Genomic DNA, 19235 nt, shown 5'->3' with positions numbered 1-19235 from the left:
AAGGCCCCCGCCGTCGCCGGCGGGGGCCCCCTGATCTAGTTCAGAAACCTGCCTACTTCGGCAGGGCGTCCAGGTCGGCCTGAACCTTCTTGATGATCTCGTCGGTCACGGCGCCCTGGCTCATCGGGGCGACCTGGGTCAGCGTCATGGCCTTGAACTGGTCATAGGCTTCATGGGTGCTGATGCCCGGGATGTTCTTTTCCAGGACCGCCTTGGCGGCCGGGTTGGCCACCAGGGTTTCGATCGGCGTGGAGTCGGTGGAAAGCGCGGCGGCGGCTTGCGCCATGGCCGGAGCGGCGGCCATCAGGCCGAACGAAAGCGACAGGCCGACGAGGCCGGCGGCGAGGGTCTTCTTCATGGTGGGTTCCCTTCCCCGAGGGGGTGTTTTTACGCTGTCAGCAAAGCTGCAAAATCGCTGCCCGCGCAAGGTGCTTTCGTTGGCGCGTCGCCCGGTTTAGGAAAGCGTCATGACTGACACCTCCAAGCTGATCGTGGGCCGCACAGGCTCGTGGGAAATGGTTCTCGGGCTGGAGATCCACGCCCAGGTGGCGTCCAAGGCCAAGCTGTTCTCCGGCGCGGCGGTCGGCTTCGGCGCCGGCCCCAACGAGCAGGTGAGCCTCGTGGACGCCGCCATGCCGGGCATGCTGCCAGTGATCAACCGCTTCTGCGTCGAGCAGGCGGTGAAGACCGGTCTTGGCCTGAAGGCCCAGATCAATCTGCGCTCCAGCTTCGACCGCAAGAACTACTTCTATCCCGACCTGCCGCAAGGCTATCAGATCAGCCAGTTCAAGGACCCCGTCGTGGGGGAGGGCGAGGTCATCGTCGAACACGACGACGGCTCCACCTTCACCGTGCGCATCGAACGCCTGCACCTGGAGCAGGACGCGGGCAAGTCGCTGCACGACCAGGACCCGAACGCCACCTATGTCGACCTGAACCGCGCCGGCACCGCCCTGATGGAGATCGTCTCCAAGCCCGACATGCGCTCGTCGGCCGAGGCCGCGGCCTATGTGAAGAAGGTCCGCACCATCCTGGTCTATCTCGGCACCTGCGACGGCGACATGGAGAAGGGCAACCTGCGCGCCGACGTCAACGTCTCGGTCTGCCGCCCCGGCGCCTACGAGAAGTTCCGCGAGACCGGCGACTTCAGCCACCTGGGCACGCGCTGCGAAATCAAGAACGTCAATTCCTACCGCTACATCCAGCAGGCTATCGAGTACGAGGCCCGCCGCCAGATCGAGATCATCGAGGATGGCGGCAAGGTGGTCCAGGAGACCCGGCTGTTTGATCCCAGCAAGATCGAGACCCGCTCGATGCGTTCGAAGGAAGAGGCGCACGACTATCGCTACTTCCCCGACCCCGATCTCCTGCCTCTGGTTCTCGACCCGGCCTGGGTCAAGCGGATCGAGGACTCCCTGCCGGAACTGCCGGACGCCAAGAAGGCGCGCCTGCAAAGCCAGTATGGCCTTTCGGCCTATGACGCCGGCGTGCTGATCACCGAGCAGGCGCGGGCTGACTTCTTCGAGGAGGCCGCCAAGGGCCGCGACGCCAAGCTGACCTCCAACTGGGTGACCAACGAGCTGGCCGCCCGGCTGACCGGGTCTGGTCAGGACATCGAGGACAGCCCGCTGAAGCCCGCCGACATCGCCGAGCTGGTGGCCCTGATCGAGGAGGGGGTCATCTCCTCCAAGATCGCCAAGGACGTCTTCGACCGCATGTGGGCTGGCGAGGGCGGCGCGCGCGCCATCGTCGAGAAGCAGGGCCTGCAGCAGGTCTCCGACACCGGCGCCCTGGAGAAGATCATCGAAGACCTGATCGCCGCCAATCCGGGCCAGGCGGCCGCGGTGGTCGAAAAGCCCCAGGCCGTTGGCTGGTTCGTGGGCCAGGTGATGAAGGCCACCGGAGGCAAGGCCAATCCGGGCACGGTCAACCAACTGCTCAAGGCGAAGCTCGGCCTCGAATAGCGCCGGCTATATGAGAAAGACCCCGGAGCCTGAGCTCCGGGGCCTTCTGAGGCCAGGCCGAGGCCGGGCTAGTTGTTGTTGATGATCTCGAAGATGATGCCGGTGGCGATGGCCGCCAGCACATAGTCATTGCCGGCGCGGTACCAGGCGTAGCCGCGCGGGGGCTGGCGCAGGCGATAGCGGCCGTAGTCGTACATCGGATAGCCGCGGTAGTAGGCCGGCAGCGGCGCCCCACGCCGCCACTGGCTATAGCCCGGGCGGTAGTAGGGGTTGCCGTAATAGGCCTGGGGCGGCGGACCGTAGTTCCAGCGGTCGCCATAATAGTAGCCGTTGTGACGGCCACGATCCCAGTCGCGGCGGTCGTAGCGGTCAGGACCGCGATAGTCTCTGCGGTCACGATGATCGCGGTAGTAGCCCTGCGCCTGGGCCGTTGTGGCGGTGGCGGCCATGGGGCCCGCAACGGCCGCGACGGCGGCCAGGCTCAAGATCAGACGCTTCACGTCGACGTCTCCTTCACCACGCCCATACGGGCGAACATCCCTCGATATTTACCATGTCCCGATCCGCCTGAACCGGGGCTGAACGCGACCTGCGAGGAACGCCCGCGCGCGGGCCACGGTTCAGGGGAAGGTGACGATCCGCTGGACCTCGCCGGAGGAGGTGCTGGCCAGGATGTATTCGTTGCCGACCCGGTACCAGGCATAGCCCCGCTTACGGGCCAGTCGGTTGTCGGTGACCATGTAGCCGCGGAAGTAGGGCGGCAGGATCAGGCCGGGCCGGAAGGTGCTGCGGCCCGGCTCGTACTGCTCGAAGTAGCCCATGTTGTTCTGTCCGCCGCCGGCGGGGGCGTAGTAAGCGCCGCCCACAGGCGGTGGCGGAGCATAACCTTGGCGGTTGTCCTGATGCCCGCCATGATATCCGTGGCTGCGCTCGTCGTGCGGGTAGTTGTCGCGGCGCGCGCCGTAGTCATAGCAATCGCAGTATTCCTCGCGGCTCTGACGGGAATAGCTCGAACTGGAGCGGGAATCCCAGGACTGGGCCTGGGCCGCGGCGGACATCGCCAGGCCACCGGAAATCGCCGCCAGGGCGGTCATGCTCAAACCAAAACGCTTCACGCCGATCTCTCCCGGTCGAACCGCCCCGGGCGCGCAGCCAAGGGGTGTGTTTCGCAGGGCTACGCAATCTAAGCGCGGCTGTAAGCTCACTTCGCGCGGAGGGCGATGAAGGCTCGCGCCCGGCGGTAACCGGCGGCGAAGGCGCCCAATTTGGGTATGCAGCGAACAGTGGAGGTTTCCTCGCGAGTAACGCCCGCGAATGCTGCGTTGATGTGCGGCCGAACAACGCAGTCTTTCAGTTTAACCATATGTTTAGTCGCTATCGACTTCTCTGGTGCCGTGAAGATCGGAGACACGCCCTCAGAATGGGGGATGGCCGGTCAGGAGAGGGAATTTAGTCATGCTTACGAGCGTGGAACCGGAAGGCGGCCTGCCGCTGCCGACCGCCGAAGCCTCCGGGGACGAACTGTTCCGCATGGGCCTGTTGTACTCGACCGGTCAGGGCGGTGCGCCGCTGGACTATGTCTCGGCCCACATGCTGTTCAACCTGGCCGCCATGCGCGGGTCGATGGAAGCCAAGATCTACCGCAAGGAACTGAGCCAGGAGATGGCCTCCGATGAGGTCGCCGAAGCCCAGCGCCAGGCGCGTGAGTGGCTGGCCCACGGCTAAGACGCCATGAGAGCCGTTCGACGCCGGCGCCCGCCGGCGTCGTTGACCGTGACTATTGGCCGGCCGCCTGCGCGCCGAGCGCGTAGCTGAATCCGAACTGGATCGGCGACAGGTCGCGGAAGTACTGCTGAACGAACAGGGCGGCGTTGGCCACGCCGCTGCGCGGCACGTAGACGATGTCGAACCGGCGCAGGGGCGCCAGGTCCGCGTTCGGATTTCGAAGGCCCTTGCCCAGCTTGACCGTCCGCATCATGCCCCGCCCGTCGGGCCCGCGCCGCAGGATGATCACGTCGTCCCGAGCCGCCGTCACCTTGAAGTCGCCGGCCTGGATCACCGCGCGCAGGGCGTCGGCGTCGCCCGCCATGTCGAAGATCCCGGGATTGCCCACCTCGCCACCGACGAACACCTTCAGGGGCGCGGCCTTGGGGGTCACGTCCACCGCCGGCCGCAGCAGCAGGCTGGCATAGGCCTGTGACAGTGACCCTTGCAGTTCAGGCACGGTCCGGTCCGCGGCCATGACCGCCGGGATCAGGGGCAGGGAGATGCGCCCGTCGGGCTGCACCGTAACGGTCTTGTTCAACTCCGGGGCGGAGGGAAGGGCGACCTCGATCTCGTCGCCCGGATAGAAACGATAGGGCGGCTCGTAGTCGCTCCAGGTCGCATAGGGAATGTTGTTGAAGCCGCCGCCGTCCTCCCGCGCCTCCCGATCCCGGCGCGCCTCGCGGCTCTCTGGCTCGTCGATCCGTCCGAGCAGGTCCATGCGCGGGAGCCGGGCGCTGCAAGCGCTGAGCGCGAGGCTCGCGCAGGCCATCAGGAGGAGGGCGAATTTCGGGCTGGGACGCATGACCGCAAACCTTAACGACAATGGGTAATGGAACGTTAATCGTCCCCCGCCACGGTCCCTCCGTAGGGCTAGAACAGTCGGAATCGCATGGCCGCGCCAGGGGCTTGGACAATCAGACCGCACGATCAGCCGATCCGGACCGACTGGGCCGGGCGGCCACGCTATGCCGTCTCCGACTTCGGCCCCCTACTGTGGCGGGAACGCTATCTGATGCTCGCCGTGTTCGCGATCATCTTTGTCCTGGGGGCGGCGGCCGCCTTCACGATGAAAACCAGCTATCCGGCCAACGCCAGCGTGCTGGTCCGTCTTGGTCAGGAATATGTCTACGAGCCCTTGTCGGGCGACGCGGCCCGCGGCGCGGTGCCCGAGGCCGACGCCCTGATCCAGTCTGAAACCGAAATCCTCGGGTCCGCGGCCCTCAAGCAGCGGTTGATCGACAGGCTCGGCCTAGCGCGCATCTATCCTAAGATGGCGGTCAAGTACGCCGCGGCCACCGCCTTCGAGAAGAAGATGATCATGGGCTCGGCCTTGCGCGCCCTGGACACCAACACCAAGATCGAAACAGCGCCGGACACTCCGATCATCCGGGTCAGCTTCACCCATGAGAATCCCGAAACCGCCGCGCTGGTGCTCAATACGCTCCTCGAGGAGTACCTGATCTACCGCCGCTCGGTGCTCATCGACCCTACCTCGCCGGCCCTGGCGCGGCAGAGGGAGGCTTTCCAGCAGCGGTTGATCCAGGCCGATACGGCCTATGAGGCCTTCCTGAACAACAACCGCATCGGCGACTTCGTGGCCGAGAAGGCCTCCCTCGGCCAGCTCCAACAGCAGATCGAGCAGCAGAAGTACCAGACCGACGCCCAGCTGCAGGACCGCATGGGGCGCCTGGCCATGCTGGATTCCCAGCTCGGCCAGCTGTCACAGGAGGTGGGCCTCTATCGCGACGTCTCCAGCGCGGTGGGCGACAAGCTGGTGACGCTGAAGCTGCAGCGCGAAGACCTGCTGTCGCGCTACAAGAACGACGCGCGGCCCGTACAGGAGCTCGACGCTCAGATCGCCCAGCTGGAGGCCGGCATCGCGGCCGGCCGCACCCAGGCGGACGGCGCCAGGCGGATCGGCATCAATCCGGTCTACCAGACCATCCAGACCGAGAAAATCCAGCTCACCGCCGAGGTGGCGGCCCTGAGGCAGTCCCAGGCCGCGCTAGCCGGGCAGGTCAACCAGCTCACCGAGCGTCGTCTGCGCCTGGCCGAGCTGGAACCGAAGTTCCAGGCCCTGTCCCTGGATCGCGATGTCCTGCAGGCCAATGTCCGCGACTTCACCGTCAAGGAAGAACAGAGCCGCGCGGCCAGCGAGATCGCCTCGACCACCAACGACAATATCCGCATCGTCAGTCGCGCCGTGGCGCCAACCAAGGGCAAGAGCCTGAAGAAGCCGGTGATCGTCCTGGCTTTCCTGTTCGCCGCCTTCACCGCGCTCTGCGCCGGGCTGCTGCGGATGCTCCTGCGGCCGGGCCTGCCCACCGCCCAATCGGCCTCCCGGACCCTCGACCTGCCGGTGCTCGCCACCGCGCCGATGAAGGCTCACTAGGAGCGTTACGGAACGGACGCGGTCCGTTCGCCTTGAACTGCGGTAGTTTGGAAGCCTTACGCGTGTATCGATTCGAGGGATGGTGGACCTGAACGCCGAGATGGCCGACCTGTGGGCGTCACTGGGCGCGCCGGCCGCAGGCCGCGCGCGGGTGATCCAGGTCGTGGCCGCGCGCCGCGGGGAGGGTACGTCCACGGTGGCGCGCGAACTTGCCTGGTTCGCCGCCAAGCGCGCCGGTCGGTCGGTGTGGCTGGTGGACCTCGACCTTCTGGCCTCGCCGCAATACCTGGCTGTCCGCGACGAGGCTGAGCGCTACGGCGCCCTGGGCGAGCCCGCCGCCGCCAGTCCGGACGGCTCGATCTTCTTTACCGTGCAGCCCGCGGCCCACGGGCCCGACGGCCAGCCCTGGCCTGATGCGCGCTATCTGTCGGCCCACCGGGTCGGGTCCGCCCGGTGGTGGGTGACCCGATTCCGCCGCGAGGGGCTCAAGGGCCGTCAGGGTGTCCACATCCTGCCCACCGGGGACTACTGGACCGCGCTGCGCCGCTATGCCGACGTGATCATCGTCGACTGCCCTTCCCCGGAACGGTCCCAGGCGGCGCTGACCGTCGCCCCCTTCATGGACCAGACGGTCCTGGTCGTTGCCGCTGACGAGGCCGATGTCCGCGCCCCGGCTCAGCTTCGCGACGCCATCACCGCGGCCGGGGGCACGGTGGCTGGCATCTTCTTCAACCGCGTCACGGTGACCCAGCCGGGCTTCCTGAAGGCCATCCTGCCGTGACCCAGGCGACCTGGCCCGGCGCCGAGGTCAGCGGGAGACCGCAGGTGGACCTGTGGCGGCTGGCGATCTTCGCCGCCTGCGTCTTCATCATGCTAATTTTTAGCGAGGGCTGGGTCTTTCCCCTGCGCGGCGACGCGGGCTCCAAGACCTTCGACAGCCTGATCCGACTTGCCTATCTGCCGGCCTATGGGGCGGCCCTGGTCCTGCTGGCCCTTACGCCGCTCAGCGCCGTGAGCGCGGTGATTCGAACCCCTTTCCTGATCATGTTGATGGTGGTCGTCGGATTGTCGGTCTTGTGGTCCACGGCTCCGGACCTGACGGTGCGTCGGGTGGTGGCCGTCTACGCCACGACCCTGGCCGGCGTCGTGATGGCGTCGCGATTCCGCTGGTCGGAACTGGCCGAGGTGTTCGCCACCGCCTTCGCGATCCTGACCGTCGCGGCCTTCCTGATGGCCCTGGCGGTCCCCTCCATCGGGGTGATGCACGAGCTGTTTCCGGGCGCCTGGCGCGGGCTGTGGGCGGACAAGAACGCGCACGGCGGCATCATGACCCTGGGCTTCGCCGTCCTGGCTGCCGCGGCCATGCTCAACCCGGACCGGGCCAAGATCTGGTGGCCCTTCGCCGCCCTGGCGGTTTTGCTCGTGGTCATGTCCACCTCCAAGACCTCGCTGGTGTCGGTGATGATGGCCGTCGCGGGGTTGATGTTCGTGGCCCTTGTGCGACGCGGCCCGGCGATCGGGGTGGCCACCTCGTGGCTGGCCGTCCTGGCCCTGGTGATGGTTATGTCCGTGGCCATCTTCGCCTCCGACGTCCTGTTCAAGGCCCTGGGCAAGGACGCAACCCTCACCGGCCGGACCGAGGTATGGGCCGCCGCCATCCACCAGATCGAGAAGCGCCCTTGGACCGGCTATGGCTACGGCGCGGTCTGGGACGACACCAGCCGTTGGGGTCCGCTGCCCAAGATCGTCAAGGAGGCCGGCTGGAAGCCGCACCATTCCCACAACAGCTGGATCGAGCAGTGGCTGAGCATCGGCGTCTTCGGCCTTGCGGCCTGGGCCCTCTGCTTTCTGCAGACCTTCGTGCTGGCGGTGGTGGCGGTGTTCCGGGACAAGGGCGCCTATCTCGCCCTGCCGTTCCTCATCGTCTACGGCGTGACGTCGCTGACCGAGAGTGTCGCGGTGCTCTACAACGACTTCCGCTGGGTGATCTTCGTGGCCTTGGCGGTGAAACTCTGCTGGCCTGACCGCGAGGTCAGAACCTAGATCCCGAGACGCCGAGCGCCCTCGCGGACCGTCACCACGTCGAAGCCGTCGGCGACCGCCTGATCCAGCAGCCGCGCGAGGACCTCGGGCGTGCAGCCCCAGGGGGAGGGGGCGGGACGGACATCGTGGGTATAGAGGATAAGCCATGCGGACCTAGCCTTGGCCTGGGCCAGCCACTTCCTCGCCACCGTCTCGCCCCCGGGCCCTTCGATCCCCACGGCGGGCAGCTGGTTGAGGTCTGTCCCCTTCTCGACCAGCCCATGATGCAGGGCCCGCAGGGTGGAGAACCGCTTGGCCAGGGCGCCTTTCGCCCCCCCCGCGACGTCGCCGTAGGGATAGGCGAAGCTCACCATCTCGCTCACGTTCCAGCTGGACACGGCCTCGGCGTTGCGGGCCACGTCGGCCAGGGCCGCAGCCCCTGAGGCCTGGCCACAATCGAGGTGGGAATAGGTGTGGCAGGCGATCTCGTGGCCTGCCCTGGCCAGGCGTTGATAGTCCACCGGATCCGCGCAGACTCCCATGGGAGCCTGGGTCCCGGCCAGTCCGGCCGACACATAGTAGGTGCCGGCCAGCCCACGCGTTTCGAGCAGGGCGGCGCCCGCCACCGCCGAGGTCAGCGGGGCGTCGTCGAAGGTGAAGGACACCATGGGCTTGGCGGGCGCCGTCGCCAGGGGGCGCGTGTTGATCAGCCGCATCAGCCGCCGGCGAAGCTTGCCCTTCAGGGACCGGTCGGCGGAGTAGGCCTCGGCATAGTTTCCCATCAGACGGCCTCGGCGTAGAGGGCCGCACGGTAGAGCCGCATGGCGAAGGCCCGAGATCGGATGGGCGCGGCCTCGGTGAGGGCGTAGGCCTTCAGCATCGGCCGCCAAAGCTTGCGCAGCGGCGCGCGCTTGAGAACCCTGGCCACCTTGTAGCTGGGATAGCGGCTGATGGCCGCGTGATGGCTGGCCACGACCCGGGCGAAATTGCCGGCCGACTGCTCGTACTTGTCGGCAAGCGTGCTGGCGGTGTCGAGGCCCAGGTGGGTGGCGGTGTTCTCCACGTGCAGAATCGGCCAGCGGCTGGCGACCCGCATCCCCCATTCCACATCCTCCCAGCCCCAGCCGGCGAAGCCCTCGTCAAAGGACTCGCCGGCGAACACATCGGCCCGGACCAGCAGGTTGGAGGTGAAGATCTTCTCGGGCATCAGGGCCCGCTGGGCGGCCGGCTGGCAGTCGGACTGACCGGCCATGGCCCGGTGCAGCGCGTGGTCGGGACGCGGCGGCGCCTGATCCAGGGAGAAGCCCCCGAAGGCGACGGCCGGGTTCTCGGCGGCGATGAGGCTAAGCCAGGTGGCGATAAAGGTCGGTGTGTCGGGCAGCATGTCGCTGTCCAGGAACAGGTAATGGCCGGCGCGCGCGTGGGACACCAGGCGGTTGCGACCCTTGGAGCGGCCCTCGTTTTTCGCCAGCCGGATGAAGCGTGCCGGGAAGGGAAGGGCGGCGACGGCGGTCTCCACCCGCGCCGCCAGCTCAGGGTCATTGCTGCCGTCGTCGAGGATCACCAGTTCGGCGTTCGCCGACTCCCGGGCCAGGGCCGCCAGCAGGGGCGTCGGATCATCGCCCTTGAAGGGGGTCAGGATGGAGAGGGCTGGACGGCCCTTCGACCAGAGGGGGTTGTCGAACACAGCTTCGGTCATGCGGCGCTCCGGGCGCGGAAGGTGCGAAGGGCGTCACGGCCGCGGCTGCGCAGGGCGCCGGCGTCGATCAGGGCGATCACCGCGACATAGACCGCGGCGCCGGCGGTGGCCTTCAGGGCCAGTTCCAGCAGGCCGCCATAGGCTGGGATGCGACTGACGGCCAAGGCCATGAGCGCGCTGGCGCCGACGGCCTGAAGCAGGGTCAGCCAGGGGATCGGCAGGTTGACGCTCCGACGGCCCAGCAGGGCGGAGGCCAGCAGACCCAGGCCATAGCTCGCCGGAGTGGACCACAGGGCGCCGTCGAGGCCAAAGCGCGGGATAAGGATCAGGTTGAGCACGACATTGGCCGCCGCCGGAACCGCCATCGCGACCAGCAGGAAGCCGGTCTTGCGGCCCAGGGTGAAGGCCTGGTGAAAGTAGTAGGTGGTCAGGCCCGCCAGCAGGCCGGAGAAGGCGATCCAGGGGGTGACACGCCCTGCGCCGAGGGCGAGGTCCTCGCCGATCATCAGCTGGGCCAGGGGCTGGGCCACCAGGGCCAGACCCGTGGCCGCCGGTACGGTGAGCAACAGCATGAACTGGGCCTGCTCGCGGGCCGCCACGGCCAGGGCGGGACGACCCCCGCGCTCCAGGGCCATGATCAGGGCGGGCCCTCCCGCGGCGCCCAGCCAGATGAAGACGACGTCCAGGCTGCGGTTCGCGAGGCTGTAGCCGGCGTGGTAGACGCCCACCGCGCTCTCATCGAGGAAGGCCGACAGCAGGAATCGGTCGGTGGACGACAATACCAGGGCCAGGATCAGCGAGAGGGCGACCGGCACGCCATAGGCGGCGTAACCGCCGATGCGCTGGCGCTCCACGCGTCCGCCCGCCTGCTGGCGGTGTTCGCTGGCGACAATGAAGGGTAGGCAGGCCAGGGACGCCAGGGCCATCCCGACCAGGGGCGCGGCCCCCCCCAGGCCCGCGAGGGCGAAGGCCGCCCCCAGCAGGAAGCCGCCAAGGGTCTGGCCCATGTCCAGCAGGGCGGCGCCCTTCACCTCTCCAGCGGCGCGGCGGCGCTCCTGGGCGATCTTGACGAAGGTGCGCGGCGCCACGGTGGCCAGGCCCGCCAACACCGCCAGCTTCAGGCCCGGGGTCATCGGCAGGGCGATGGCGACGATCGCGGCCACGGGCAGCGCCGCCAGCAGCAGGAGCCAGGCGCGATAGACGGTGGCCGTATGGTCCGCCCCGCCGTCACGCACGGATTCCCCAGCCCAGAAGCGGGCCATGGCCGCTTCGTTCCAGGTGAAGACCGCGGTGTGAACCAGGGCCATGACGGAGAGGCCCAGGGCGTAGTCGCCGAACTGGGCCGGGCTCAGCAGGCGGGTGAAGGCCACGATGGTCAGCAGGCCGACGACGCCTTGCACCACATTGACGGGCAGGTAGCCGATCACCCCGCGCCAGAACATCGCCACAACCTCTTCGACCGATAGGCCCAGTGTGCCCGACCAGGCGGTTTCAAACGGTTAAGCCCGTTGGCCTCAGCGGATGTTTTCGCGATCGCCCAGCAGGCAGGGGAGGGTCATGACGATGATGTAGAGGTCGAGCAGGAGAGACTGGCGCTCGATATATTCGACATCCAGGGCCACCCGGCGCTTGACCAACTCGGGGGTGTCCACCGGACCGCGCGAGCCATGGATGGCCGCCCAGCCGGTCATGCCGGGCTTCATGCGGTGGCGGTGGGCGTACTCGGCCACCAGGCGCGCGGATTCGATGTCGCCGGTCATCATGCCCACCGGGTGGGGACGCGGGCCCACCAGGGACATTTCCCCGGTCAGCACGTTGAAGATCTGCGGCAGCTCGTCCAGCGAGGTCTTGCGGATAAAGCGTCCCACCCGGGTGACGCGGTCGTCGTCGGCCTGGGTCTGGCGGACCTTGGTCTGGGGCGCGGACTGGACCCGCATGGAGCGGAACTTCCAGACCACGATCTCCTCGTTGTTGAAGCCGTGGCGGCGCTGGCGGAACAGGGCCGGGCCAGGGCTATCCAGCTTGATGGCCATGGCCACCAGCAGCATGACGGGGGCGGCGACGGTCAGGGCCGCCAGACCGATCAGCAGGTCCTGGGCGCGCTTGACGATCGCCCGGCGCTCGTCCATCGGCGCGCCGGAGATGTGGGCCAGCGGCACATCGGCGATCCGGCTGATGGCCGCCGCTTCGTGGGCGGCGTCCTCGCCGTCCAGCAACAGGCTGACCTCGTTGGGCAGGACGCCCAGGCGCTCGATCATCTGGCCGACCCGCGCGCGGGCCTGGGACGGCACCGTGATCACGATCCGGTCCACATAGGGCATGATCCGGTGGGCCAGCAGGGCGTTGGTGTCACCCAGCACCGGCACCCCTCGGATGCCCGCGGGGCTGCGGGCCGCGCGGTCGTCGAAAACGCCGAGGATATTGGCCTCGCGGCTCAGCAGGGTCGCGACGATCAGGCGCTCGGCGGCGCCCGTGGCGCCCACCACGACGATGTTGGGGGTCAGGCGGCCGCTGGCCCGCCAACGGCGCACGCAGAGCCACCAGACGATGTGCAGCGCATAGGTCGCCGCGAAGGCCGCAGGGGCCCAAATGGCCATGGCGTGGCCCAGCGCCGCCATGGGCACGAAGGGCAGCAGCAGGGCGAAGGCGGCCCCCGCGCCCACCGCGAAGGCCCCGGTCACGCGCGTCAGGTGGAAGGCAAGCTCTTCGCGGCGATTAAAGCCATAGGCGCGGAAGATCGACAGGCTGAGCAGGACGGTGAGCGCGCCGGCGCAGGCTGCCGACAGGCCGGCCACCCCTACCGCGCCGATGGCGTGGGCGATCACGCCAGTCGCCACCAGCATGACGACGTCGCCGGCTTGGAACATGCGCGCCACCACGCGGCCCTGCAGGCGGGCGCGGGTGGGGATCAGGGCTTGGGGCCGGAAGGGACCCCGCCGGTCCTCGGTCGCACCGCGCTCGGCGTGCGGCAGGTCTGACGCCATCACCCGGGGTTCGGCCTCGCGCGCTGGCGACTCAGGGCCGGGGGTCTGGCTTTCCTTGCGCTGAAACTGGACGACGGAAGACATGGGAGGAGGCGCCGCGGACACACAGATGGGAAGCTGCAATGTGCCGCAGGGGTCTGATCGTCGGGTTAACGGGGTGGCGCGTTCCCCGAACCGCGTGCTTTCGGCGCTGCCCGGACGAAACCTTTCGACCTTGATTGCCAGCCGCATTCGAAACAGCTATCGGTCCCGCCCTTGATGGTGACGTGGCCGAGTGGCTTAAGGCAACGGTTTGCTAAATCGTCATACGTGAAAGCGTATCCAGGGTTCGAATCCCTGCGTCACCGCCAAGACCCTCGCCCTACTTCTTGAGGCACAGCCACCGCGCCCGGTGGAAGTTGCCGACATTGTCCACCCAACCGGTGATCTTCGGGCTCACCAGGTTGCGGTTCACGACGTAGTAGATGGGGATCAGGGCTTCGTCGTTCAGCGCCGCCTGCTCGGCCCGCCGCAGGATGTCGGCCCGTTTGACGGCGTCCGGCTCGCGGTCGGCGGCGTCCAGCAGGGCGTCATAGGTCGGGTTCTTGTAGTCCCCATAGTTCTGCCCGCCGGTGTCGGATTTCAGCAGGCCCAGGAAGGTGACCGGGTCGTTGAAGTCGGCGTACCAGCTCATGGCTCCGATCCCGAAGTCGCGGTTGCGATAGGCGGCGAAGGCGATCTGGCCCTCGTTCTGCACGATCCGGGCGTCCACCCCGATGGCTGCCCAATCGGCCTGGACGGCGCTGGCCAGCAGGATGGTGTCGGGGCTGTTGGCGATCTTCAGTTCAAAGCTGAGGGGGTTGTCCGGCCCGTGGCCGGCGGCCTTGAGCAACTGCCTGGCCTCGGCCTGGCGCGCCGCCAGCGGCTTGCCGGCCCAGACAGTTCGGGCCCCTTGGGCGTAGCCGGCGGTTCCTGGCGGGACGAAGCCATAGGCGGGCAACTGCCCGGCCCGCATCAGCTTGCCGGTGATGAACTCCCGGTCGACGGATTGCGACAGGGCGCGGCGCACGCGGATGTCGCGGAAGGCCGGGATGTCGCGGGTGTTGAAGGACAGGTAGGCGGTGGCCAGCGAGTTCTTGGCCCGCACGAAGTCGGGCATGGTCTCCTTCAGGCGGGTGAAGCGGTTGGACTGGAACGAGGTGTTCACATCCAGCTCGCCGCGCTGGACACGCCGTTCGGCCATCACGGAGTCAGGGGTCGGGAAATAGTGGATGCGATCCACGCAGACGTTCGCCGCGTCGTAGAAGTGCGGATTCTTCACCACCTCGATGTGGTCGCCCAGCGCCCAGCGCGTCAGCCTGTAGGGGCCGTTGCTGACATACCGGCCGGGCTTCACCCAGCCGTCGCCCCACTTTTCCACCGCATGCTTGGGCACGGGGAAGAAGCTCTGGTGCTTCAGCAGTTCGGGCAGGTAGGGGGCCGGATGCTCCAGGGTCAGTTCGAGCGTCCGGGCGTCGAGGGCCCGCGCGCCGACGGCGCTCAGCGGCGCCGTGCCCTCGTTCACCGCCTGACCGTTCTTCAGCAGGTAGATCAGGTAGGCGTAGATCGAGGCGGTCTTCGGATCGAGGATGCGGCGATAGGCGAAGACGAAGTCGTCAGCGGTGACCGGGACTCCGTCCGACCACTTGGCGTCGCGCAGATGGAAGGTCCAGGTCAGGCCGTCGGGGCTGGTCTCCCAAGAGGTGGCCATGGCCGGGATCGGGGTTCCCTCCGGCGAGTCGGTGGTCAGGCCGAAGATCAGGTCGGCGATGATGGTGAACTCGTCCACCAGGTTTGAGGTCTGCGGGTCCAGGGACCCCGGCTCCTGGCTGCTGCCATAGGCCAGGCAGACCTCACCCGCCGGGCAGGGGGGGCGGCTCACCTTGGCCTGGCATCCGGCCAGGACGAACGCCGCGGCGCCGAGGCCGGCGAGCAGGACGGGACTTAGACTCTTAAACGCCATGGCCTAGTCGTCCCACCGCCCGTCCGCCCTGTCGAGGCTTGGCCGCGCGGCGGGCAAAAACCGCGTGCATCGCCGCTGCCGCGCGCTATGTCGGACCCATCGCGCCGCCAGAGCGTACGGAGGGATCATGAGCTATTCCGAGAAGCAGTTCCGGTTTGACGGCGCGGACGGCGCCTCCATCGCCGGCTTTCGCTGGGCCGACGAGACGGTCGCCCCGCGCGCGGTCCTGCAGATCGCCCATGGGATGGGCGAGCACGCCCGCCGCTACCCCGAGCCCCTGATCCCGATCATGGCCGACGGTTTCGTCCTCTATGCCGACGACCATCGCGGACACGGCTACACCGCGCCCTCCAAGGAGGCGCTGGGCGACTTCGGCGAGAACGGCGCGGAACTGGTGGTGGAGGATCTAGCGCGCCTGACCGATCTGGCCCGCGCCGAGAATCCCGGCCTGCCGCTGATCCTGCTGGGACATAGCCTGGGTTCGTTCTTCTCCCAGGCCTACGCCTTCGACCATGCCGGCAAGCTGGACGGCATGGTGCTGTCGGGCACCGCCGCCTTTGGTGACCGCGCGGGCCCGGCGAAGAAACTGGACGAGATGAACGCTGACGGTCCCAAGCCGCGCACGCCCTATGACTGGCTGTCGCGCGACGACGCCGAGGTGGACAAGTACATCGCCGACCCGCTGTGCGGCTTCTCCCGACAGCCCAGCGCCGCCGACAGCTTCGCCCGGGTCGGCGCGCGCCTGCGCGACCCCGCCGAAATCGCCAAGATCCCCAAGGACCTGCCGCTCTACATCTTCGTAGGGGACAAGGACCCCATCAACCGGGACCTGGAACTGCTGCATCCCCTGGTGAACCGCTACCGCGACGCGGGCCTCACCCGCCTGGAGGTGAAGGTCTATGAGGGCGGGCGCCACGAGATGCTGAACGAGACCAACCGGGACGAGGTGGTGGCCGACCTGCTGGCGTGGCTGCGCAAGACGGTGGGCTGATCTAGGCCCGGTTGGCCGCCACCATGGTCTCATGGGCCATGACGTCGGAGGGATCGTCGGCGTCCATGATCTTCAGCAGCCGGGCCCGGGCGCGGTTCACCCGGCTCTTGATTGTGCCCACCGCGCAGCCACAGATATCGGCGGCCTCTTCGTAGGAAAGGCCGGCGGCGCCCACCAGGATAAGGGCCTCGCGGTGTTCGGCGGGCAAGTGCTGCAAGGCGTCCTGCATGGCGTGCATGGCCACGCTCCAGTCCTGCGTCGGCGGCGTTTTCAAGGCCCCGGCATATTCGCCCAGCTCATCGCGCACCTCCCGCCGACGGCGGACGATCTGAGTGTAGTATGTGTTGCGCAGGATCGTGAACAGCCAGGCCCTCAGGTTGGTGCCGGGCTCGAACTTGTCGCGATTGGACCAGGCCTTGATCAGGGTGTCCTGCACCAGATCATCGGCGTCTGACCCGTTGCGGCAAAGGGACCATGCAAAGGCCCGGAGCGCCGGGATCATGCGCGCGACATCGTCGCGCCAATCATCATCGCCGGTCATGGGTTCCTCGTCCGCCCACCGCGTTTCGATGACGACCGCAGCCGTCATTCGTTGGTGATCCAACGCCGGCATAGTCCATCTGTTCCCACTTGCGGTTGCAGGCTCGAGACCCAATTTATGGAACGAAGAACGGCGTTGGGCGTTTCTGCGACTTAGGCCCGAGTTTCGCCGTGGCGTCGCCTTGCCTGTCGGGCGCCTCACAGTTTCCAGGAGTATCCGATGGCGCATTCCGACGACGCAGGGCCTGTGCCCGCACCGCTTCGCAGCGCCTTGGGCCAGCCGGCGGCCCGCTATCATCGTATCCGCCAGGCCACCGAGGATCTCGTGCGGCACCTGTCGCCGGAGGACATGGCCGCCCAGTCGATGCCAGACGCCAGTCCCGCCAAGTGGCACCTGGCCCATACCAGCTGGTTCTTCGAGACCTTCCTGTTGAAGCCGAACCTGCCAGGCTACCGCGCCTTCGACGAGCGTTACGCCTACCTGTTCAACTCCTATTACGAGGCGCTGGGGGCCCGTCAGCCGCGACCCGAGCGCGGCCTGCTGACGAGGCCTTCGCGCGATGAGGTCCTGGCCTATCGCACCCATGTGGACGAGGCCATGCACCACCTGCTGTCCTCGGGCGTCGAGGGTCTCGCCGATCTGCTGGACCTGGGCCTGGCCCACGAGGAGCAGCATCAGGAGTTGATCCTGATGGATATCCTGCACCTCTTCGCCCAGTCGCCGCTGAAGCCCGCCTATTCCCCCACCACGGCCCTGCCGGTGAGCGGCGATCCCGGCCCGGCCAGCGTGGTCGACTTTGACGGCGGCCTGGTGGAAATCGGTCACTCAGGCGCGGGCTTCGCCTTCGACAACGAGGGGCCGCGTCACCAGGTCTTCGTCGCCCCCTTCAAGCTGGCGGACCGGCTGGTGACCAATGGCGAGTGGTTGGCCTTCATGGCCGACGGCGGCTACGCCAAGCCCGAGCTGTGGCTGGCCGAGGGCTGGGCGCAGGTCAGGGAGGCCGGCTGGAAGGCGCCGCTCTACTGGCAGAGGGGCGACCATGGCTGGCTGGCCATGACCCTGCAGGGCCTCCGCGCCATCGCGCCCCACGCGCCCGTCACCCACATCAGCTTCTACGAGGCCGACGCTTATGCCACCTGGGCCGGTGCGCGCCTGCCCACCGAAGCCGAGTGGGAGCACGCCGCCGCGGACCTGCCGGTGACCGGCAACTTCATGGGCTCGGGGCAGCTTGGCCCCGCCGCGGCCACCGGCGGCGAAGGGCTGCGCCAGATGTTCGGCGATGTCTGGGAATGGACCCGCAGCGCCTATTGTCCCTATCCCGGCTTCAGCCCGGCGGCCGGCGCGGTGGGGGAGTACAACGGCAAGTTCATGAGCGGTCAGATGGTGCTGCGCGGCGGCTGTCACGCGACGCCGGCGGCCCATGCCCGGGCCACCTACCGCAACTTCTTCCACCCCGATAAACGCTGGATGTTCTCGGGGCTGCGCCTGGCCTGGGACGGCGCGCCGCGCGCCCGCGCCGAGGTCGACAGCAGCTTCGCCGCCGATGTCCTGGCGGGTCTCGCACGGCCGCAGAAGACCATTCCGGCCAAGTATTTTTACGATGCCGAGGGGTCGCGCCTGTTCGAGGAGATCTGCGACCTGCCGGAATACTATCCGACCCGCACGGAGGCCGCCCTGCTGCGCGAGAAGGCCGGCGAGATGGCGACCGCCATTCCGCCCGGCGCGGCCCTGGTGGAGTTCGGCAGCGGCGCCAGCACCAAGACCCGGCTGTTGCTCGACGCCGCCCCGCAGCTGGCCGCCTACGTTCCCATCGACATCAGCAAGTCAGCCCTGGACGACGCCGCCCAGGCGATCGGCCGCGACTACCCGGGCCTGCGGGTGGCGCCCCTGGTGGACGACTTCACCACGGCGCTCAGCCTCCCGGCGCAGGTCAGCGGCCTGACCAGCGTGGGCTTCTTCCCCGGCTCCACCATTGGCAACTTCCGCCCGGACGAGGCGGTGACCTTCCTCGCCAGCGCCAGGCGGCTGCTGGGCCACGGCTCGGCCTTCCTGGTGGGGATGGACATCGTGAAGGACGAGGCCGTTCTGGTGGCGGCCTATGACGACGCCCAGGGCGTGACGGCCGCTTTCAATCTCAACCTGCTCACCCGCATCAACCGGGAGCTCGGCGGCGACTTCGACCTTGCCGCCTTCCAGCACCGCGCGGTGTGGAATGCGGTGGAGAGCCGGATGGAGATGCACCTGATCAGCAAGCGCGATCAGGCCGTGCGCGTCGCTGGCCGCCTGTTCCACTTCGCGGCCGGCGAGAGCCTGCACACCGAGAATTCCTACAAGTTCACGGTGGAAGGTTTCGGCAAGCTGGCGGCGGCGGCCGGATGGCGCCTTGAGCGCCAGTGGGAGAGCGCCGAGCCCGCCTTCGCCATGGTTCTGCTCCGCGCCTAGCAGCGCACAAGCAAACGGCCCCGAAGAGATCGGGGCCGTGGCTTAGCTCGTCGAGTCTCCGGGCGCTCAGTCTTCGAGCGGTCCGCGAGTCCGACCGCCGCCGCGGGAGGATTCTCCGCCCTTGCGGCCGGCCGAGGCCGCGAGGTCGCGGTCCTTGGCGAAGCTGCGTTTTTCGCCCGGCACGCTGGCGCCGCCCTTGCGAGCGATCTCGCGCCGGCGCTCGGGGTTCATGGCGGCGAATCCGCGACGGGACTTCGGCTTGGCGTTGGGATCGAGGTCCATGGGGTTGCTCCTACTGTGCGTGCCTTGAGGAGATGCGGGGGGCTGCATCAACTACGGTTACGCTCAGACAAACCCTCAAGGCGCCGCAGAGGTTGCGCGGAAAGTTGTCGGCCGGTCGTATTCATCCAAACGAATCAGATTGCTAGGCCGTCGGAGGCCCAGGCGACGGG

Annotated in this window: 18 protein-coding genes and 1 tRNA gene; 8 read left to right on the top strand and 11 right to left on the bottom strand. The window is 68.0% G+C overall.

The window, feature by feature from the left end:
• Positions 1–52 precede the first annotated feature (52 nt).
• Positions 53–358 carry a hypothetical protein gene (locus tag OCL97_RS09995; protein WP_377369797.1) on the bottom strand — a complete coding sequence of 102 codons (306 nt, stop codon included), beginning with the start codon at positions 356–358 and terminating at the stop codon, positions 53–55.
• Positions 359–467: 109 nt separating this feature from the next.
• Between OCL97_RS09995 and gatB the strand changes: the two genes are divergently transcribed.
• On the top strand, positions 468–1964 hold the full coding sequence (gene gatB / locus OCL97_RS09990; RefSeq protein ID WP_304774315.1) for an Asp-tRNA(Asn)/Glu-tRNA(Gln) amidotransferase subunit GatB: 1497 nt from the start codon (positions 468–470) through the stop codon (positions 1962–1964).
• A gap of 68 nt (positions 1965–2032) precedes the next feature.
• On the opposite strand, the gene OCL97_RS09985 is transcribed toward gatB, so the two are convergent.
• On the bottom strand, positions 2033–2464 hold the full coding sequence (locus OCL97_RS09985) for an RcnB family protein (protein ID WP_305337201.1): 432 nt from the start codon (positions 2462–2464) through the stop codon (positions 2033–2035).
• Between the two features lie 120 nt (positions 2465–2584).
• Positions 2585–3079 (bottom strand): hypothetical protein, encoded by a 495-nt coding sequence (locus OCL97_RS09980; protein ID WP_377369794.1) that lies wholly within the window; start codon positions 3077–3079, stop codon positions 2585–2587.
• Positions 3080–3419: 340 nt separating this feature from the next.
• Between OCL97_RS09980 and OCL97_RS09975 the strand changes: the two genes are divergently transcribed.
• On the top strand, positions 3420–3689 hold the full coding sequence (locus OCL97_RS09975) for a sel1 repeat family protein (protein ID WP_304774321.1): 270 nt from the start codon (positions 3420–3422) through the stop codon (positions 3687–3689).
• 52 nt (positions 3690–3741) lie between these two features.
• Here OCL97_RS09975 and OCL97_RS09970 read toward each other — a convergent pair whose 3' ends face one another.
• Positions 3742–4449: a polysaccharide biosynthesis/export family protein gene (locus OCL97_RS09970; protein WP_304774323.1), complete on the bottom strand. Its 708-nt coding sequence runs from the start codon at positions 4447–4449 to the stop codon at positions 3742–3744.
• Positions 4450–4743: 294 nt separating this feature from the next.
• Between OCL97_RS09970 and OCL97_RS09965 the strand changes: the two genes are divergently transcribed.
• The 3 genes from OCL97_RS09965 to OCL97_RS09955 all read left to right on the top strand — a co-directional run bounded on the left by OCL97_RS09965 (position 4744) and on the right by OCL97_RS09955 (position 8166).
• A complete protein-coding gene (locus OCL97_RS09965; RefSeq protein WP_377369792.1) occupies positions 4744–6123 on the top strand; it encodes a GumC family protein in 1380 nt (459 codons plus the stop codon).
• A 79-nt stretch (positions 6124–6202) separates the two neighbouring features.
• Positions 6203–6904 (top strand): P-loop NTPase family protein, encoded by a 702-nt coding sequence (locus tag OCL97_RS09960; RefSeq protein ID WP_377369790.1) that lies wholly within the window; start codon positions 6203–6205, stop codon positions 6902–6904.
• On the top strand, positions 6901–8166 hold the full coding sequence (locus OCL97_RS09955; protein WP_377369788.1) for an O-antigen ligase family protein: 1266 nt from the start codon (positions 6901–6903) through the stop codon (positions 8164–8166). Before OCL97_RS09960 ends, OCL97_RS09955 begins: the two co-directional genes overlap by 4 nt.
• Here the strand turns inward: OCL97_RS09955 and hfsH are convergent.
• The 4 genes from hfsH to hfsE form a co-directional block, all read right to left on the bottom strand.
• A complete protein-coding gene (gene hfsH / locus OCL97_RS09950) occupies positions 8163–8927 on the bottom strand; it encodes an oligosaccharide deacetylase HfsH (protein WP_377369786.1) in 765 nt (254 codons plus the stop codon). The genes OCL97_RS09955 and hfsH overlap by 4 nt on opposite strands.
• Entirely contained in the window at positions 8927–9844 is a 918-nt protein-coding gene (hfsG, locus tag OCL97_RS09945) for a polysaccharide biosynthesis protein HfsG (protein ID WP_377369784.1), read from the bottom strand. The genes hfsH and hfsG overlap by 1 nt, the downstream gene beginning before the upstream one ends.
• Positions 9841–11286 carry a polysaccharide biosynthesis protein HfsF gene (gene hfsF / locus OCL97_RS09940; RefSeq protein ID WP_377369782.1) on the bottom strand — a complete coding sequence of 482 codons (1446 nt, stop codon included), beginning with the start codon at positions 11284–11286 and terminating at the stop codon, positions 9841–9843. The genes hfsG and hfsF overlap by 4 nt, the downstream gene beginning before the upstream one ends.
• A gap of 72 nt (positions 11287–11358) precedes the next feature.
• Positions 11359–12912 (bottom strand): polysaccharide biosynthesis protein HfsE, encoded by a 1554-nt coding sequence (gene hfsE / locus OCL97_RS09935; protein ID WP_377369780.1) that lies wholly within the window; start codon positions 12910–12912, stop codon positions 11359–11361.
• 176 nt (positions 12913–13088) lie between these two features.
• Here hfsE and OCL97_RS09930 point away from each other — a divergent pair.
• A tRNA-Ser gene (locus OCL97_RS09930) sits at positions 13089–13178 on the top strand.
• Between the two features lie 11 nt (positions 13179–13189).
• Here the strand turns inward: OCL97_RS09930 and OCL97_RS09925 are convergent.
• On the bottom strand, positions 13190–14809 hold the full coding sequence (locus tag OCL97_RS09925; RefSeq protein WP_377369778.1) for a peptide ABC transporter substrate-binding protein: 1620 nt from the start codon (positions 14807–14809) through the stop codon (positions 13190–13192).
• Positions 14810–14936: 127 nt separating this feature from the next.
• On the opposite strand from OCL97_RS09925, the gene OCL97_RS09920 reads away from it, so the two are divergent.
• Positions 14937–15800: an alpha/beta fold hydrolase gene (locus OCL97_RS09920; RefSeq protein WP_377369776.1), complete on the top strand. Its 864-nt coding sequence runs from the start codon at positions 14937–14939 to the stop codon at positions 15798–15800.
• A gap of 1 nt (position 15801) precedes the next feature.
• Here the strand turns inward: OCL97_RS09920 and OCL97_RS09915 are convergent, their stop codons facing one another.
• Entirely contained in the window at positions 15802–16341 is a 540-nt protein-coding gene (locus tag OCL97_RS09915; RefSeq protein WP_377369774.1) for a sigma-70 family RNA polymerase sigma factor, read from the bottom strand.
• Positions 16342–16560: 219 nt separating this feature from the next.
• Here OCL97_RS09915 and egtB point away from each other — a divergent pair, with 219 nt between their 5' ends.
• Complete coding sequence (gene egtB / locus OCL97_RS09910) at positions 16561–18783, top strand: ergothioneine biosynthesis protein EgtB (protein WP_377369772.1); 2223 nt, start codon at positions 16561–16563, stop codon at positions 18781–18783.
• A gap of 66 nt (positions 18784–18849) precedes the next feature.
• Here egtB and OCL97_RS09905 read toward each other — a convergent pair whose 3' ends face one another.
• The gene (locus OCL97_RS09905) at positions 18850–19116 is read right to left on the bottom strand and encodes a con-10 family general stress protein (RefSeq protein ID WP_377369770.1); all 267 of its coding nucleotides are present in this window, start codon (positions 19114–19116) and stop codon (positions 18850–18852) included.
• Positions 19117–19235: the final 119 nt, after the last annotated feature.

Source organism: Phenylobacterium ferrooxidans, assembly GCF_042714595.1.
Lineage (GTDB): Bacteria > Pseudomonadota > Alphaproteobacteria > Caulobacterales > Caulobacteraceae > Phenylobacterium > Phenylobacterium ferrooxidans.
The sequence above is the reverse complement of the archived record's forward strand: the minus strand, read 5'-3'. Positions and strand labels throughout refer to the sequence as shown.

Coding starts and splice junctions, on each gene's coding strand:
- OCL97_RS09995 (WP_377369797.1), bottom strand. CDS start 358: ATGAAGAAGACCCTCGCCGCCGGCCTCGTCGGCCTGTCGCTTTCGTTC.
- gatB (WP_304774315.1), top strand. CDS start 468: ATGACTGACACCTCCAAGCTGATCGTGGGCCGCACAGGCTCGTGGGAA.
- OCL97_RS09975 (WP_304774321.1), top strand. CDS start 3,420: ATGCTTACGAGCGTGGAACCGGAAGGCGGCCTGCCGCTGCCGACCGCC.
- OCL97_RS09970 (WP_304774323.1), bottom strand. CDS start 4,449: ATGGACCTGCTCGGACGGATCGACGAGCCAGAGAGCCGCGAGGCGCGC.
- OCL97_RS09965 (WP_377369792.1), top strand. CDS start 4,744: ATGCTCGCCGTGTTCGCGATCATCTTTGTCCTGGGGGCGGCGGCCGCC.
- OCL97_RS09960 (WP_377369790.1), top strand. CDS start 6,203: ATGGTGGACCTGAACGCCGAGATGGCCGACCTGTGGGCGTCACTGGGC.
- hfsH (WP_377369786.1), bottom strand. CDS start 8,927: ATGGGAAACTATGCCGAGGCCTACTCCGCCGACCGGTCCCTGAAGGGC.
- hfsG (WP_377369784.1), bottom strand. CDS start 9,844: ATGACCGAAGCTGTGTTCGACAACCCCCTCTGGTCGAAGGGCCGTCCA.
- hfsF (WP_377369782.1), bottom strand. CDS start 11,286: ATGTTCTGGCGCGGGGTGATCGGCTACCTGCCCGTCAATGTGGTGCAA.
- hfsE (WP_377369780.1), bottom strand. CDS start 12,912: ATGTCTTCCGTCGTCCAGTTTCAGCGCAAGGAAAGCCAGACCCCCGGC.
- OCL97_RS09925 (WP_377369778.1), bottom strand. CDS start 14,809: ATGGCGTTTAAGAGTCTAAGTCCCGTCCTGCTCGCCGGCCTCGGCGCC.
- OCL97_RS09920 (WP_377369776.1), top strand. CDS start 14,937: ATGAGCTATTCCGAGAAGCAGTTCCGGTTTGACGGCGCGGACGGCGCC.
- OCL97_RS09915 (WP_377369774.1), bottom strand. CDS start 16,341: ATGACCGGCGATGATGATTGGCGCGACGATGTCGCGCGCATGATCCCG.
- egtB (WP_377369772.1), top strand. CDS start 16,561: ATGGCGCATTCCGACGACGCAGGGCCTGTGCCCGCACCGCTTCGCAGC.